This window comes from Microseira wollei NIES-4236, assembly GCF_020521235.1.
GTDB classification, from domain to species: domain Bacteria; phylum Cyanobacteriota; class Cyanobacteriia; order Cyanobacteriales; family Aerosakkonemataceae; genus Microseira; species Microseira wollei.
Window position 1 is genome coordinate 1 of record NZ_BLAY01000057.1, and the last position, 16,408, is coordinate 16,408.

12 protein-coding genes are annotated in these 16,408 nt (G+C 47.5%); 5 read left to right on the forward strand and 7 right to left on the reverse strand.

Annotated elements, in window-relative coordinates; genetic code table 11:
- Positions 1-101 precede the first annotated feature (101 nt).
- A complete protein-coding gene (locus MiSe_RS19320; RefSeq protein WP_226583810.1) occupies positions 102-2,699 on the forward strand; it encodes an NACHT domain-containing protein in 2,598 nt (865 codons plus the stop codon).
- Positions 2,700-3,281: 582 nt separating this feature from the next.
- Here MiSe_RS19320 and MiSe_RS19325 read toward each other — a convergent pair.
- The 3 genes from MiSe_RS19325 to infC form a co-directional block, all read right to left on the reverse strand.
- Positions 3,282-3,740 carry a Crp/Fnr family transcriptional regulator gene (locus MiSe_RS19325; RefSeq protein ID WP_226583813.1) on the reverse strand — a complete coding sequence of 153 codons (459 nt, stop codon included), beginning with the start codon at positions 3,738-3,740 and terminating at the stop codon, positions 3,282-3,284.
- 219 nt (positions 3,741-3,959) lie between these two features.
- Positions 3,960-7,013 (reverse strand): Npt1/Npt2 family nucleotide transporter, encoded by a 3,054-nt coding sequence (locus MiSe_RS19330; RefSeq protein ID WP_307731468.1) that lies wholly within the window; start codon positions 7,011-7,013, stop codon positions 3,960-3,962.
- Between the two features lie 316 nt (positions 7,014-7,329).
- Positions 7,330-7,863 carry a translation initiation factor IF-3 gene (gene infC / locus MiSe_RS19335; protein WP_226583817.1) on the reverse strand — a complete coding sequence of 178 codons (534 nt, stop codon included), beginning with the start codon at positions 7,861-7,863 and terminating at the stop codon, positions 7,330-7,332.
- An 856-nt stretch (positions 7,864-8,719) separates the two neighbouring features.
- Here infC and MiSe_RS19345 point away from each other — a divergent pair.
- Complete coding sequence (locus tag MiSe_RS19345; protein WP_226583820.1) at positions 8,720-9,685, forward strand: alpha/beta fold hydrolase; 966 nt, start codon at positions 8,720-8,722, stop codon at positions 9,683-9,685.
- 47 nt (positions 9,686-9,732) lie between these two features.
- On the opposite strand, the gene MiSe_RS19350 is transcribed toward MiSe_RS19345, so the two are convergent.
- On the reverse strand, positions 9,733-10,074 hold the full coding sequence (locus tag MiSe_RS19350; protein ID WP_226583823.1) for a BON domain-containing protein: 342 nt from the start codon (positions 10,072-10,074) through the stop codon (positions 9,733-9,735).
- A 310-nt stretch (positions 10,075-10,384) separates the two neighbouring features.
- On the opposite strand from MiSe_RS19350, the gene ilvN reads away from it, so the two are divergent.
- The gene (gene ilvN, locus MiSe_RS19355) at positions 10,385-10,903 is read left to right on the forward strand and encodes an acetolactate synthase small subunit (protein ID WP_226583827.1); all 519 of its coding nucleotides are present in this window, start codon (positions 10,385-10,387) and stop codon (positions 10,901-10,903) included.
- A 34-nt stretch (positions 10,904-10,937) separates the two neighbouring features.
- Here ilvN and MiSe_RS19360 read toward each other — a convergent pair whose 3' ends face one another.
- Entirely contained in the window at positions 10,938-11,339 is a 402-nt protein-coding gene (locus tag MiSe_RS19360) for a helix-turn-helix transcriptional regulator (RefSeq protein WP_226583830.1), read from the reverse strand.
- 138 nt (positions 11,340-11,477) lie between these two features.
- Here MiSe_RS19360 and MiSe_RS19365 point away from each other — a divergent pair, with 138 nt between their 5' ends.
- Entirely contained in the window at positions 11,478-11,870 is a 393-nt protein-coding gene (locus MiSe_RS19365; protein WP_226583832.1) for a hypothetical protein, read from the forward strand.
- On the opposite strand, the gene MiSe_RS19370 is transcribed toward MiSe_RS19365, so the two are convergent.
- A complete protein-coding gene (locus tag MiSe_RS19370; protein ID WP_444980519.1) occupies positions 11,835-12,833 on the reverse strand; it encodes a zinc-dependent alcohol dehydrogenase family protein in 999 nt (332 codons plus the stop codon). The two genes, MiSe_RS19365 and MiSe_RS19370, sit on opposite strands and share 36 nt — an antisense overlap.
- Positions 12,834-12,994: 161 nt before the next feature.
- On the reverse strand, positions 12,995-16,180 hold the full coding sequence (locus MiSe_RS19375) for a tetratricopeptide repeat protein (RefSeq protein ID WP_226583838.1): 3,186 nt from the start codon (positions 16,178-16,180) through the stop codon (positions 12,995-12,997).
- On the opposite strand from MiSe_RS19375, the gene MiSe_RS19380 reads away from it, so the two are divergent.
- A complete protein-coding gene (locus MiSe_RS19380; protein WP_226583841.1) occupies positions 16,170-16,406 on the forward strand; it encodes a hypothetical protein in 237 nt (78 codons plus the stop codon). The genes MiSe_RS19375 and MiSe_RS19380 overlap by 11 nt on opposite strands.
- Positions 16,407-16,408 lie beyond the last annotated feature (2 nt).

Consider the following 16,408-nt stretch of genomic DNA (forward strand, 5'->3'; position numbering starts at 1 on the left):
GGATGGAGGCTTCCGCCGAATTCGGAAGAAGAGTATTTGCTAAAGTTGGGGGCATCGAACCCCCAACTTTAGCATGCTATCCATCCCCACCGTAAAAGACGGTGGGGAATTTCGCAGAATTGTTAAACGAATTGGCGCAAAGCAACGATATATTAAAGGAAATTGGGACAATTTCTATCTCCGACCCCATTAAACAGCAGATAGAAAAACTGCGAGAATTTCAACTCGATGAAAATCTAGCTAAAAACGCCCTCCAGTGCTTCCCGAAATCAGAATTAGCCCAAGTTTTAAATCAGCTTTTCTCAACCCAGCTTCAACAAGCAGGAATTGACAAAAATCATGCCCAAATTTTAACCGCTTGGGTTGCTTGGGGAACGCCTAAATACTTGAAAACAGCCACAGCAGAAATACCGAATTATGTCAAGCAGTTGGCGGAAGTTTATTTAGCCGGACAGCAGCCGGATAAATACGACAGCATCGACGCTTATTTGAAACAGCGGATTGCCACAAAACCCCTGGAAACAGTATTTGATGAAACCTTTACCTTTCAGGATATTTATGTGCCATTGAAAGCGAGGCGTTTAGATGGGAATGGCAAGCCGTATGAGGCAGAACCCATCGATTTAGAAACTTGGGCGAAGGAAATGCTGGATAAACCAGATAAAGTCATGTTTATCCAAGGGGGGCCAGGACGAGGGAAAAGCGTATTTTGTCGGATGTTTGCCGATTGGGTGAGACAGCATTTACATCCAATTTGGACGCCAATTTTGATTCGCTTGCGCGATATCAGAACACTGGAAAATACTTTGGAAACAACCTGGCGAACTATACTACAAAACTTGGATTTTGTCAATAGCGATGCGGGTTGGTTGACCGATAAAAATACCCGATTTTTGTTTTTGCTAGATGGCTTTGATGAATTGCTGATGGAAGGACGCGCGGGGGGCGGATTAAAAGAATTTCTCCAACAAATTGCCGATTTTCAACGCAATTATAACCAGCCTCCTGCTGTCGGACATCGAGTTTTGATTACAGGACGACCCTTGGCGCTGCAAGGGATTGAACGGCTGATGCCAACTAATTTAGAACGAGTAGAAATTGAGTTGATGGACGACTCAATTCAGCAGCAGTGGTTTACCCAATGGTCGGCACAAGTTGGCGAAGTTGAAAGTCTGGAATTTCAGAGCTTTTTACGAAATCAAAACTGTCCAGATAGGGTGAAGGAGTTAGCGCGAGAGCCGCTGTTACTTTATCTTTTGGCAAGGATGCACCGGGATAAACATTTGAAAGTTCAAATCTTTGATGGAGTCAGTGGGGTGGGAGCCAAAATTCGCGTTTATGAGCAGTCGGTAAACTGGGTATTGGAAAAACAGCGGCAAAATGAAAATTTTCGCTTAACCGGATTGGAAACAGAAGATTTGCGTCGTATTTTGCAAGAAGCGGCGCTGTGCGTGGTGCAATCTGGTGGTGAATCAGCCAAGATTACCATGTTAGAAGACCGCCTAAATCGCCAACAGGCTAAGTTAATTGAAAAAGCTAAAAAGACAGCAGGAGAGAAAGCGCTCAATAATGCTTTAGCTGCTTTCTACCTCCAGCCATGTGAAGGAGATAGGGGCGGGGCGGTGGAATTTACCCATAAGAGTTTTGGGGAGTTTTTGTTTGCCCAGTTGCTGAAAGAAAGTTTGGAGGAATGGACAGAAACCGACAGGCGGAGGGGTTACAAGCTCAAAGATGAGGAACTGTACAAAGAAATTTATGACTTACTGGGCTATGGTGGGTTAACGCCAGAGATTGTGGAATACTTGATGGCATTGTTGGATGCTAGCGATGAATTTAAACCCGTAGAATTGTTCCAGCGTCTAGAAGATTTTTATCTCCAGTGGTGTGAGGGAGCGTTCATTGACCAAGAGACAGAAACGCTGCCGCAGAAAAAGGTACAACAATTGAAAAAACATTTGCCAAATTCAAATATCCGACTTGGACAGCGACAGGTGGATATTTATGCAGGGTTGAATGCGATGATTTTGCTCTTGGAGTTAAATCGTTATGCTCAGTCGAAAGATGATTTAAAAGGCAAGATTGTTTTCTATCTCTGCGGGAAAAAGGACACTGATGGTTTTGACAAAAATAGATTGCGTCGCATTATCGGCTACAGCGATTGCATTGATCTTTTAGGCTTTTTCAGAACAGTTGGGTTCTTCCTCAGTGGCGCAAACCTCAGTGACGCAAACCTCAGAGACGCATACTTCATTGGCGCAGACCTCAGTGGCGCAACCCTCATTGGCGCAAAACTCTTTGACGCAAAACTCTTTGGCGCAGACCTCAGTGGCGCAACCCTCATTGGCGCAAAACTCTTTGACGCAAAACTCTTTGGCGCAGACCTCAGTGGCGCAACCCTCATTGGCGCATTCCTCAGTGACGCAGACCTCAGAGGCGCAGACCTCAGAGGCGCAGACCTCAGAGGCGCAAACCTCAGAGGCGCAAACCTCAGAGGCGCAAACCTCAGAGGCGCAGACCTCAGAGGCGCGAACCTGGGTGTCCTAACTCTCAATGACGAAAACTCCAACATCGTAGAACAGAGGAGGACAAACCTGGCAAACATTACCTGGGATGAATATACGAATTGGGAAAATGTTCGCGGTTTGGAGACAGCAGAAAATGTGCCAGAAGCGTTAAAGCAGCATCTAGGGATGGTGTAGAGGCTTCAGGGAGTGCGATCGCTTCGCTAGCCCTTGGCATATCGCTCTTCAACCCCATAACAGCATAAGCTCACGCATTTTTGACCAGAAAGCGTGAGCCATAGTCATTATCGGTTGGTCGGGGCGGGTTTATTTGACATATCTGTTAGCAGCAGAGGCGGTCGGTAAAACCCGCCCCTACAGCATGATTTTTGTTTTGGGGTAGAGCGAGCAATCTCTCTCTTTTCCTCTTCCTTCGCGCCCTTTGCGTCTTCGCGGTTCAATTCTCTTTGAGCCTAAAGCATAAGCTCACGCATATTTTGGGGAAATGCGTGAGCCTGTGTGATTATCGGTTGGTCGGGGCGGGTTTATTTGAGATATCCGTTTCCACCAGAAATGGTTGGTAAAACCCGCCCCTACAGCATGATTTTGTCTTGGGGTAGGGCGAGGAATCTTTCTCTACCTCTTCCTCTGCGTCCTCTGCGTCTTTTGTGGTTCAATTCTTAATTAACAAACCAGAAGCTCACGCATATTTTTAGCTTATGCGATCGCATAAAAATTAAAATACCGATAAACCTGTCGAGAGCAATTAGCAATTAGCAATTAGCCCACCAACTTTTTCTCTTCCGAAGGAGCAGGTGCGTTTAACTTCTGATTCAACTCGCGAATGCGACGGGAAAGCAGGCGAATAATATTAACAGCAATTCCCGGCGTTTCTTCAATAGCTTCATAGAGTTGCTGCTGGGTCAATACCAGACACTCACAGGGAGCCAGGGTAGAAACCGAAGCCGAACGAGGTTCGGCGTCAAATAAAGACATCTCGCCAAAACAGGTTCCAGAACCAAGCTGAGCCAAATCGCGATCGCCGATATGAACGCGGACTTGACCCGAAACGACGATGTAGAGAGCGCGTCCCTCTTGTCCTTGGGTAAAAATAGTATGTTTTGCCGGAAAAGACAACTCCTCCATTACAGAAGCTAGGCGGACGAGAAAATCATCCCGCAGTTCCTGAAAAATGGGGACGCCCCGGACAAATAATAAGCGGTCAACGCTAGTTAACATGCGGATTTGTCATCTACTGAAGGAAATAGCGGTCAGCTGTCAGTGGTAAAAAGTATATTTCCTCTGACAACTGACGGGGGGCGGGTTTAAATAAACTGTCGCTTATTGTATACATGGTTGGTAAAACCCACCCCTACACAACTGATGCGGGGCGGGTTTAAATAAACTGTCGCCGAACACGTACATGGTTGGTAAAATCCGCCCCTACACAACTGACAACTACCTACTACCTAACTCTGCCATTATCTCCTGTACTTGTGCAGCTACGAGGCGGTCAGGATCTTGTTGCATCTTGGGTAGTATATCGACCAGCACCCCAGGGGTAGCTTGTTTGAGGTAAGCGATAACTGCTTCTCGCACGAAGCCGGTAGGATGGCGCAGACAGCCAAGGGAGAGTTCGGGAGCGAGAACCCACTGTTGCACTCTGGCTAAATGGAAACAGCAAGCCGTAGACCAGTCGGACAAAAAGTGGCGCAGGTAGAGCAAGCGGCGGAGGCGATCGCTTGATTCCAGGGGCTGATACGCGACTATCCCGATTAAACTCTGGAGTTTTTCCCGTTCCGAGTGCTGATCGAGGACAGTCAGCAACACCCGTTTGCTGGGAATATCCAAGGTTTGGTCTAATATCTCCAACCCGCGAGCCATGTCAGAGGGCGAACCCGACCGCAAATTGAACGCTGCCGCTTGAATTGTACCCAGACTGTAGAGAAACTTCATCAGTAAAAAACACCGATCCTGTGAATCTGCGATCGCATCTCCCAGCGACCTTCGCAGCAGATCCGCTTCTCGTCCCGTCACTCTTTTTGGACTGATGTCGAGGATGGCGGCGTACATTTGACCCATAAACATCAGTTCTTGGTCGATTAACATTTCTACGCCGCTCCGATCGAGGCGGTCAAGTACGGCTTCGATCCCGGTTTCCTGGGGTAGCTTGAGTAGAATTTGCAGAATGTGGCGTCTGGTATTTCCCCAAGCCGTCATTAGGTTAGACACTAACGTGGTCAAAGCTTCCACAGTACCAATTTCACCGATGACTTCCCAAGCATACCGCCTTACCAAATCTGGCTTGTGAATATTCGTTGCCAGTTCCTTTACCATAGCAATAGCTTCGTTGTCAAGCTTTATTAGCGATCGCATTGCGGGTTCCCGCGTGGACTTGTATTCGAGTCCGCGCAGCAAAGAGGGATAGTACTCTTCCAGGCGAGTTGACCCGATCACTTCCAGGACGGCACAGCGCACCCGCAAAGACTTATCCTGCAATAATTTGGGGATTTGCAGTCGCAGCGCTTGCAAATATTTAGCTTCTCCCAGCGCCCGACAGCCCATTACCCGTTCTTCTTCCTTTTTGCTGGTGAGCATTTGCTGCAATGCTCTGGTGGCTTCCCACTTTTGCTTGGCATTTCCCAGGCGCAACAGCAAGGCGGCTGCGGTGCCCCGCACGACCGGGTTGACTTCTGGTTGGATATAAGGCTGTAATTGCCGTATGTCTGGATTTGTCTCGGTCAGCCAGAGGTAGCGCAGGGCGATCGCTAGTACGTCTGGTTCGGGATTGGCAGTTTCGATCAGGTTGCGAATATAGGCGAGATATGTGGGATTGGGATGAAGCTGCATCACCTCCAAACTTTGGTACTGCAACGCGGGGGGCAGTGAAGGCAGCAGCGGTCCGAGGACTTCGCCCACATTTTGCGGGTCGATTTGACTTAACAGTTCGATACAAGAGCGTTTATCGGCTTCGGCGCCCGGTCGCAATAAAGCTTCTAATACGGCTTGCTTGAACACCTTCAAATTGACGTTAGCAACGCCCAGCTGACCTCGTTGGGCGCTCAAGACCAATAAATCTAGATAGCGCGAGCGCAACATCCCGATCAACACCAGCCACGCCAAGGCAGAGATCACGATCGCGCCGATGACGAGCCACCCCAGCAGCTGTTGATTCGCTTTCCCGATCACCCCGATAATCAGTAAAATAGCTACCCCGCTCAATCCGGTAGCGATTGGCTCGGCAATGCCTCGCGCTTGCGTCTCAACGCTGCCCCGCTGCTGGTCTGGAATTGGTTGGAATAGAACTGGCCCGGTACTTGCCACCAGAGTATACCTGAGCAGTTCATCGGAAAACTTTAACAGCACCAGACCGATAAACAATTGGTCGATGTTTTGGTGGCTTTTGAGCCATTCTGTTGGGGGGAATAAACTGATCAGGGTATTGATCAATCCGACCAGGGTGAACAACCCCATGCCTGCGATAATCGCGGGCGGGAACATGACGGTGCGAAACACCCCCATCCGTTCGATGGCGCGCCCCGATACAAACCATTGCGTTGCCAGTTCGCACAGCCCTAACACGCCGTTAAACTGAGCCAGGAAGCTGGCTATGTTTTCTTCTTGACCTTTAAACGTCAGCCCCAAGCGCGACTGAAACTGAAAGTCGATTAACAGCACCAATACCTGGGCAATAAAAAAGAATGCCAATAACAACAGCGCGTATTGCCGCAGGGGACCTTTGAGGCGGCGGGTACGAGTATCGTTGTGGACATCATCTAAAACTCGCTGGGGCGCATCGGGAAATGCCTGCTGGTATTGATGGGTGAGGTACAGCAACAGCATAGCCCCTATGAGCAGGATGAAAAAGGCCGCGAAGATGATATCTTGCACCTTAACTCCAGGCACGCGCAGCAGCAGGGGTAATGAAAAGCCGCTCATCACATCTGCAACGAGGCCGCCGCTGCTAATCAAGGGGAACGTGCGCTTAATTTCTCGAATATTAAATAGCTGGTTGGCTGTAATCGAGGTATTGAGATAATTTAGGGCGTAGGCCGCATCGACCCACAGAGGTAATAAAAATACGGTGAGTCTAGCCAGCGCGTCTGGAGTTTGGGCGTCTAGATTGTTTAACCCAAAGCGAAATAACAATAGCGGCATCGCGATTAACAACGCGATGACGACGATATACCGACGCAGGGGCAGGATGCTTTGCATCCAAGTGGACAAAAACCCCACGACAATACCCAATCCGGCGCTGGCGATATAAATCCAAGGCAGTTGATCTGCCCCTATAGTTTCTAGGAATAAAGCAACCGTACTAGCTTCTAACCAAAGCAATCCCACTGCGGTGATGGTGTGTCCTGCAAACATTAGCAGCGTGCGATCGCTTTCATCTGGGCGCAGATTCAGCCACTGCAACAGCAGCCGTCCTAATCCACCCCTGAAAAACCCCGGATTTTTTAGTTTCATGTAGCTTTCATTTCCACGCTTGCCCGTGCCTTTTGCAGCCACGCGGCGTCTTCCTACTAGCGATTGAAGAGCAGTCAGCGGTCTATTGTCAATTTACCGCTTTGCTTTGTAGATCGTTTTTCTTTGGCAGGCGCCCTTGAATACTGTTGATAGAATGCCCCACTGGAAGAAAAGCGCTCACCCTGCACGTTCCCGTAGCGGCGGCCTTTAGAGACTAACCACTATTATTGATAGCGTAGCACGCGCTCGCCCTTTCACCTGCGGCAGCGCGGCTCGCTTTTAATGATGCCAAAATTTGCGGTTCTCAAGCAAGCCAAGGAGCTATGTCAATCAACTCCAAGATCGTGCTAGCGAAGGGTTATTTTTTCGGAGCCAGCAGCATCATCATATTTCGTCCTTCTTTCTTGGGTGCTTGCTGCACTTCTGCCACTGCCTGCAAGTCCGTCGCCATCCGCTTGAGCAGTTCTTCTGCCAGGTCGCTGTGTTGGATTTCCCGACCTCGGAACATGACGGTGGCTTTCACCTTGTCACCATCCTTGATAAAGCCCTGCGCTTGCCTGAGACGCACTTGATAGTCGTGTTCCTCAATTTTGTAGCGCATCTTCACTTCCTTGACGTCAGAAGTGTGTTGCTTTTTCCGAGCTTCCCGCTCTTTCTTTTCCTGCTCGTACTTGTACTTGCCGTAATCCATGATCCGGCAAACGGGTGGATCTGCTTTATCGCTGATTAACACTAGGTCGAGTTCTTTTTCCTCTGCCATTGGGATGGCTTCGGCTGGGGTCATGATCCCCAGTTGGGTACCATCGGTGTCAATCACCCGAATTTTAGGAAATCTGATGCGTTCGTTGATTTGGGGGAGATTACGAGTGCGTTTTTTTTCGATCACAGGCATTGAGTAAGAGGTCTGCTAGCCTTTGAATAACAACTATTGGACTTACAAGAAGCAGTTGTCAGTAGATGCGGTCGGGGTTGCAGCGATATTATCTCTTCAACCACGCTTCGACGCCCCAGAGGAGTCTGCCTGCTTGTACTTGCCATTCACTCTAGCAATTTTTTATCAGTTTCTGGATTCTCATGAAGTTCTGTAACAACTTGTTTCAACAACAGGCTCGCTGTTATATGGCAGAGGCGCGATCGCTTTCCCTATGGCTGAGGGTAATTCCCCCCAAAATTGTTACCATAATAGTCAGGTAAAGAAATTTTAACTGTTTTGAAGCAAAAGCGATTGTAAGCTTACTCCCGGCCCCAGCGCCGCAGCAAGAGCTACCACCTTGAGTGCGGTCGCTTTCAGAGCAACTACCTAGCAACACTACCCATCAAATTCAGGATGTACTCATGTTGCAGATGAACCTCCAGGCTGGCTTACATTCTCGGATTCGACACCGAGATATTGTTTTTACAAGCGAGATCTCCCGCACAGCCCCATTGCCACGGTTTGCGTGTTACTCGTCAACACTTGCCTACTGCGAGACCTTTTCTGCGTGGCTACCACAGTGCCTTTCGCGATTTCGGCAGACAATAAGTGTACCATATCGGTACACAAAATGGCTGAAAAACAATTACACATTAGGATGTCGGAGGAAGAGTACAAAAAGTTGGTACAGTACTGCAAACAAAAGAAAAGAACTCAATCAGACGTGGTGCGAGAACTTATCCGCCGTTTGGTTGACGGCGATTAAAATCGCCGGATGCCCAAGTTTTATCCCCCGGATAAATAGCGGTTGCGATCCAACTCCCGGAGGTTTGTGGTGACAAGTTCCGTACACTGGCAGCAACGAGTTGGAAGTCAACGGGATTGGGTTTGGCGGGGTTGGCAAACTCGCTACACCTACATTCGACCGCAAAATTTACACGCTTTAGCAACGCCGTTAATTCTGTTGCACGGATTTGGGGCTTCCATCGGACACTGGCGACACAATCTGGAGGTTCTCAGTCAATCCCACCCGGTTTATGCCCTGGATATGTTGGGCTTTGGCGCCACTGAGAAGGCTGCGGCTCGTTACAATGTCGGTTTGTGGGTAGAGCAGGTCTACGATTTCTGGAAGGCGTTTATCGGGCAACCTGTGGTCTTGGTTGGCAATTCCATCGGTTCCCTTGTTTGCGCAGCTGCGGCGGCGGCTCATCCTGATATGGTACAGGGAATCGTGATGATGAGCCTGCACGACCCTTCGATGCGTAATGACGCGATTCCGCCGCTGCTGCGACCAGCGATCGCTACAATCGAAAATCTGGTCATGTCACCTTTGGTGTTAAAAACCGTTTTCCAGCTGGTTCGCCGTCGGTCTGTTGTTCGCAAGTGGGTGGGGCTCGCTTACGCCAATAAAGAAGCCGTCACTGACGAACTCGTAGATATTTTAACCGGCCCTGCTGCCGACCGGGGTTCGGCGCAAGCTTTCTACGCCTTGTTTAAAGCCATGACCAAGGTCGAGTTCGGTCCTGGCGTTAAGACCATCCTGTCTAAATTAGACATTCCCATGCTGCTGATTTGGGGTCAACAAGACCGGATGATTCCTCCCCAACTGTTCCGTCCTAGTCAGTTTCTCCAGTACAACTCCCAGTTACAGCTAGTCGAATTAGACAATGCCGGTCACTGTCCCCACGATGAATGCCCCGACCAAGTCAACCAAATTATCCTCGATTGGATTCACTCTTGGCGTACAAGCACAAACAAATCTGAATCGGTCATGGATGAAAAATCGGTTTCTTTACCTTGAGAAGCACAAGGGAGAGGGATGTCTCCCTTGTGGTTGCTCTATCTGTGTTAACCTACCTTGACTTGGTCGGTTTGGACAGAGGTCGCACCGTTGACGCTTTGCGCCACCGATACTGCTTTGTTAAGTAGTGCTTGGGATGGAACTTCTCCTTTCAAAACTACCGTGCTACCCGTCTGCGCTACCCAAAGACGTTCGAGATCGGCTAATTCGCCGTCTTCGTCGAAAGCTAAGGCAACTCGCTTTGCTAAACCGCTTTGGTCATATTCTCCGTTTAATCCCACTCGTTCTGGGGGAATTGTCTCACCACCGGGGGCTGTCCCGACTGGTGTCGGATTTGTTTGAGCATCTTGGGGTTTTTCCATTCCGAATAGTCTTTGTAACCAACCCATGAGCGTTTTTCCTCCTATCAAAAAAGATTGACTCTACTAACTAATTAAAGATTTTGGAAAATTTAGAGGGTTTACAGGCAAAAATATATAAAATATAGCTTAATAGCAGCCTCTAACTTTAGATAGATTACTCTAAGAAACTCTTGCTGCTGGTAAGAGCAAGTGCTGCCCCTGTTGGTGAGTAGCAGCCCTGGCAGTGCTGCGCTCGCGGCTCGATCGCGATAAAATAAGATCCCTCATCCCAGGACTTGCTCGGTGCTTTCCGGGTGGAAATTTAGCGGCATGGAAAGCTTTTTTAGGTGACAAAGTTATGAAACACACCCTTTCGGTTTTGGTTGAAGATGAAGCGGGTGTTCTATCCCGGATTGCTGGTTTATTCGCCCGTCGCGGCTTTAATATCGAAAGCCTTGCAGTCGGTCCAGCAGAGCAAATGGGCATCTCTCGCATTACGATGGTAGTGCCTGGAGATGACCGCATCATCGAGCAACTCACCAAACAACTCTATAAGCTAATTAATGTCCTCAAAGTACAGGACATTACTGAGATTCCCTGTGTAGAGCGAGAATTGATGCTGCTGAAAGTGAATGCCACTAGCAGCAACCGATCGGAAATTATCGAATTAGCTCAGATTTTTCGGGCGCGCGTTGTAGATGTTTCCGAAGAGTCCCTGACCCTGGAAGTTGTCGGCGATCCGGGTAAAATGGTCGCGATCGTCCAGGTACTGCAAAAATTTGGCTTGCGCGAAATTGCCCGCACTGGTAAAATAGCCCTCACTCGCGAGTCAGGGGTCAATACCGAGTTTCTCAAGTCTTTGGAAGCAAAGATTTAGCGCGTTCGCGCAGCGTGCCGGAGGCATATCGCCTTTATTGATACAACTTGGGGTCATTATAAGGCGGATGCTCGCAAGCGATATACAGAGCATTCGCCGGTTCCAATGCTTTCCCGGTTAGGGGATCGGTTGGCTTGAGAACAAAGCACAGCAGGGATAAAGACCGCCAGTCTAAATTATCCAACTTTCCGCGCTCATAGCGGCTAACGGTGGCATTGCTGATGCCTATATCGTTGGGGACTTGTGAATCTCTGGCTTGAAACACAGCAGCCTCATAAGCCTTGGTAGCGAATTCTGTTTCGATGATAGACCAACCCAGACGCTCTCTAGCTGCTTTGATCAGCTTACCCAAGCGTTGGCGTCCTATTTCTGTGAATCTCACAGGACGCAGTTGTTCCAGATCGATCGCCGCCTTAAAGTCAACTAATCCAGCCATTTTACCAACCAACTCGCACTATCTTGCGCTCGCAGCACTCAAGTTTTCAGCATTACATATTATGAAGGCATTCCGCAAATCATCTGCTTTCGTGTAAAATAGTGTTAATTAAAGAGTATAGCTGGGAGAGAGTAAGCTATGACTACATTGTTCAGGCGGGTTGACCCTGCAAAGAAATTCCGCATCACCAAGGGAGAAATAGCCAGAATTTTGGGCGTTGCCGAGTCGATAATTGTAAAATTTGAGTGCTGGCCTTTTGTGTTGTTTGTTCATCGTAAAGATATAGGCGGACAGTTTGTCAGCTATCGCGTGCTAGAACATTGGAAGAATGCGATCGCATCGCAATTCCAACAATGTTCTACCCTACAACAACTCAATCATTTGTGGAGTACGCTCAAAAACGATCGCAAAAAACATCGCAAGCAATACGAGGATTCTGTCCTCTCATTTTTGCAGAAAATTTGGCAGGAATGCCAAGATAATTTATCCGAGCCTTTAGTCTATATTCAAAACGATTTTACCCATCATTGAACCTGTTTCCAGTAATCGGTGAGCCTCAGCAGCAGCTTCTAGGGGGAAGGTTTTATTGAGGTGAATTTTGAGATTGCCTTCATCAATTAAACGGGCGCATTGGGAAAGAATTTTTGCTTGGTGTTTCAAGTCTTCTACGAGTCCTTGCAACATGGGAGTTAGCATTAATTCTAGACTGATGCGGAGATTGCGCGAGCGCGCGACTTTCCAGCTTGTTTTAGCATCAGGCTCCAAAATTGTCACGAGATCGCCATAAATCTTAACAGCGGGGAAAGTTTTCGCAAAAATATCGCCGCCGATGGTATCAAAAGCTAAGTCTACGCCTTCGCCTTGTGTCCAATCTAAAGTTGCTCCAACAAAATCGGTTTGGTTATAAAAAATTACTTCATCTGCGCCTAAATTGCGGACAAAATCGGCTTTTTCTTGAGAACTAACGGTTGTACAAACATCTGCCCCTTGTAATTTTGCCAGTTGAATGGCGACGTGACCGACACCACCCGCACCAGCATGAATTAAAACTTTTCTGCCAGCTTCCAGGCGTCCTCTATCGTAGAGAGATTCCCAAGCGGTGATTAAAACCAGGGGTGCTGCTGCTGCTTCGGCGAAGGAGAGGGAGGCGGGTTTTTGGGCAACAAATCGCTCGTCTACGACTGTATATTCTGCGTAATTGCCTGCGCGATCGCCCAATCCACCCCAGCAGAAATATACCTCGTCGCCGGGGCGAAAGTTCTCCACGCCAGCACCGACAGCTTCGACAATACCAGCACCATCGCATCCTAAGATTGCTGGCATTTTATCGGGATAGAAAGTGCCTCGCTGGCGTAATTTGGTGTCGATGGGGTTGATGCCTGCTGCCTTTAAGCGGATTAAAAGTTCTGTATCGCCTGGAGAGGCGGGATTTGGGACTTCCTGTAGTTGCAGGACTTCTGGCGCGCCTGGGGCTGTCATTAGGACTCCTTTCACACATCCTCCTTTGTTTTGTGCCGGGGGACAGATTAGCAGTTTACCTTAGTTGGGGGGAGAGCGTAAGCATGTAAGGATTTGAACCGCGAAGACGCGAAGGACGCCAAGGAAGAGAGGAGAGAGAGGAAAGGCTTTCAATGCTAATCTTCTTTGTAGGGCGGTTATGCTTTGCCAAAACCTTTGGGCTTTTTCTTAGTGCCGCTTTTGTGGGGTTTCTGTTTAAAATTGGGCAATTCTGTCGATGTGGATTTGATGCGCTCGCGAACGATTGCAAGACCTTTTCTGCAATTAATCGTGTCAGGATGGTTTGTTCCTAAGCGTCGCTCAAAAATTTTGCAAGCTTCGGCTAAAAGAGGTTCAGCTTTAGTGTAGCGCTTCTGGTTGTAATAAAGTAATGCCAGGTTATTTAAACTGACTGCCACTTCATTATCGTCTTCTCCTAGCAGGCGTTTTTTCAGTTTCACCGCTTGCTTATACAGGGTTTCAGCTTCGGTGTAACGACCTTGTTCCTGATATATATAAGCCAACTTGTGTAGGCTATTAGCTACATTGGGGTCATCTTCTACCAATAGCTGTTTTCTCATATCCCATGCTTGCCTATACAAAGTTTCGGCTTCACTGTAGCGACCTTGAGCATGGTACAGATGAGCTAGAATATTCAGGTTTTTTGCCAATTCAGGATGGTCTTCTCCCAGCCTAGATTGTTCCAGTTCCAGCGCTTGCTTATACAGGGTTTCAGCTTCGCTGTAGCGACCTTGAGAATAGTAGAGAACAGCCAGATATTGCAAGCTGTTTGCCATCATAGGATGGTTATGTGCTACTACACGCTTTCCCAGTTCTAAAGCTTGCCTATACAGGGTTTCTGCCTCACTATATCGGAGCTGAGATTGATAAAAATTAGCCAGATTGCTTAAATCTGTGACTAATTCTGGATGCTCCTCACCTAGCAATCGTTTATCTAGTTCCAAAGCTTCTAATAACATAGATTCAGCTTCGCTGTATCGACCCTGAGATATGTATAAGCTGGCAAGGTTACTCAGACAAGTTGCCACTTCTCGATGTTCCTCTCCCCGTGTTCTACGGATGATTGCTAAAGCTTGCAGCAATAAAGGTTCAGCTTCGCTGTGACGGCTCTGAGATAAGTATACAGCTGCCAGATTGTTGATAGTCATTGCTGTAATTGGGTTGTCATTTCCTAGCAAATTTTTCCTAATTTTAACAGCCTGGATCGCTATTGATTCTGCTTCACTATAGCGTCCTTGTTGCTGGTATAATTTTCCTAGATTATGGAGAATAAATCCAACAACATAAGTATGCTCTTCACCATATGAAGATCGATTTAGTTCCAATGCTTGTAAGAATAGCCGTTCAGCTTCACTGTAACGACCTTGCTCTTCGTATAGTAACGCCAAATTGTTCAAAATCATTGTGGGTTCATTCTCATCCTTGTCTGGCAACTTTTGCCAAATTTCTAAAGCTTCAAGGAATAAAGGTTCAGCTTCTTTGTATCGCCCCTGCTCGCGGTAAAGTTCTGCCAGATTACTTAGGCTAATTGCCAGATAAGGATGCTCAACACCCAATCGAGTTTGAGTGAGATTTAAACACTGCTGATAAAAATGTTCTGCTTGCTCATATAAATATTGAGCTTTGTAAAATCTGCCTAATGCCAACGAAGGCCAGAATATATCCTCACCACTTAGCCAATCCATCAATGTTGTGGCAGTTTCTGCAAGATGAGGAATTTTATAGAAAATTGAATCAATTAACTGACAACTTAATTTACCAGGTTCAGGAACTTGTTTTGCTACTGCCACAATAGCGTCTACAAACGCTTGGTTAAAATCATTCACCTGCTCTGACTGTTCTCGTTTCTCACGTAAATACTCTCGAATCAACTGATGCAGGCTGTAGATTTCTTTACCTGTGCGCTGTAGCAAATTGCAACGAACTAAATCTACTCTAGCTTCTTCCAAAAAATCCATATCAATCTCGCCATCTTTCGAGAACGGCAGATTACTGTATGCCTGTTTTACTAAATCCCAAGGAATATCAGCCAAAGCAAACAAACTCAGCATACAGCCCAATTGTTGGGCATTTTCATCTAATCGCTCCCAACTTAAATCAAAGGCATCAGCTACCCCCAGTTTGGCTGTCATTGTCGCATCAGTTTCAACGACGGATCTGTGTCTGAGTCGCTTTTTCTCCAGTAGAGAAAGCATTGCTTTGAGCGATAAATCTGGGTCACGATATAGATATCGCCCTACCAGTTCCAAACCCAAGGGCAAATTGCCAAGCCAATTACAGATTTGTTGGGCTATTTCTAATTCTGGTTGAATTCGCTCCGCACCAACCAGGGATATTAATAAATCCAGTGCTGCTCCTGCTTTGAGTTCATCAAGCGATAAGTGCGCTAAAGATGAACCCAAGTTTTCTCGCGTTGTGAGCAATATTTTAAACGGGGATGTTTGTGGTGGCAAATATGGCTTTACCTGCTTTCTGTAGTCTGTGACATCATCGATAACTATCAGCCAATTGCCGGATTGCCAGTTTCGCCAGCAGTAGTTCAATTGAGTTTTTATATCCCAATCTTCTGGCGGTTTCAGGTTGAAGAAACTCCGAGCAAAATTAACGAATTGAATTCCTATATCGATTTCTCTGGCATCTATCCAACAAACCCCACCCGCTCTATCTCCTAAAGTTTCTAAATGTTGCCAAGCATATTGATTGGCGAGTTCGGTTTTACCCACGCCCCCCATGCCTACAATGACTGCGATCGCTTGCCCATCCTCTTGCTGCAACAACTCCTTCAGCTTTTGGATTTCCTGCGATCGCCCAACAAATTGTGCCGCACCACTGAGGGGAATATTCTCGCAATAATTAGCCGCCTTCTGATACAAATCGACGGCGCTATTGCCGGGAAATAGAAAGTTTAAAATATTATATCTTTGGGGTAATTCTTCCAGCTTCACCCGACTTACTGGTTCTTCTATTTGAAGCGCGGTGTCGTAAATCCAGAAGTCATCAAAGTTACACAGAACAATATATCGAGGATGGGGTTTCAGTTCATGCCAATATTCCCTCGCTTGTTGAATGTGATTCTCCAGATTTTCGCCGCGACTTTTCATTTCCAGCAGCAGTCGTGGACGCCAAACTAAATCGGGAAATTTGGTGTGCTTTCCTTGTGACTTTAGGCGATACTCCAGCTGTGCCCCTGCCTCAACGCATCCCCTGTGTCCAAAAGCTTGAAACAGTCGGTCACAAAATACCTGTGCTTCGCCTTTCTCATAGCCTTTGAGAGTAAGGGCATAGTTTACGAAGTGTTTAATTTTACTGGGAGTGTCGGACATTTACTTAGTTATGCGCTCGCGCAGCGTCTCCGCAGGACAATCGCGCCTATTTATATCATTACCTGTTGTTGTATGGTATATGGTCAGACGCGATCTCCAGGGCGAGGCGAGTGGTTCCCTCGTCAGCAGAGGAGTTGGGTTAGATAGCAGCCTAGAACAAGCGATCGCCTCCCTTCCCAGAATAAACCCCTTTTCTCTATCGGAGTATGTGCGTTTTAAGGTATAATT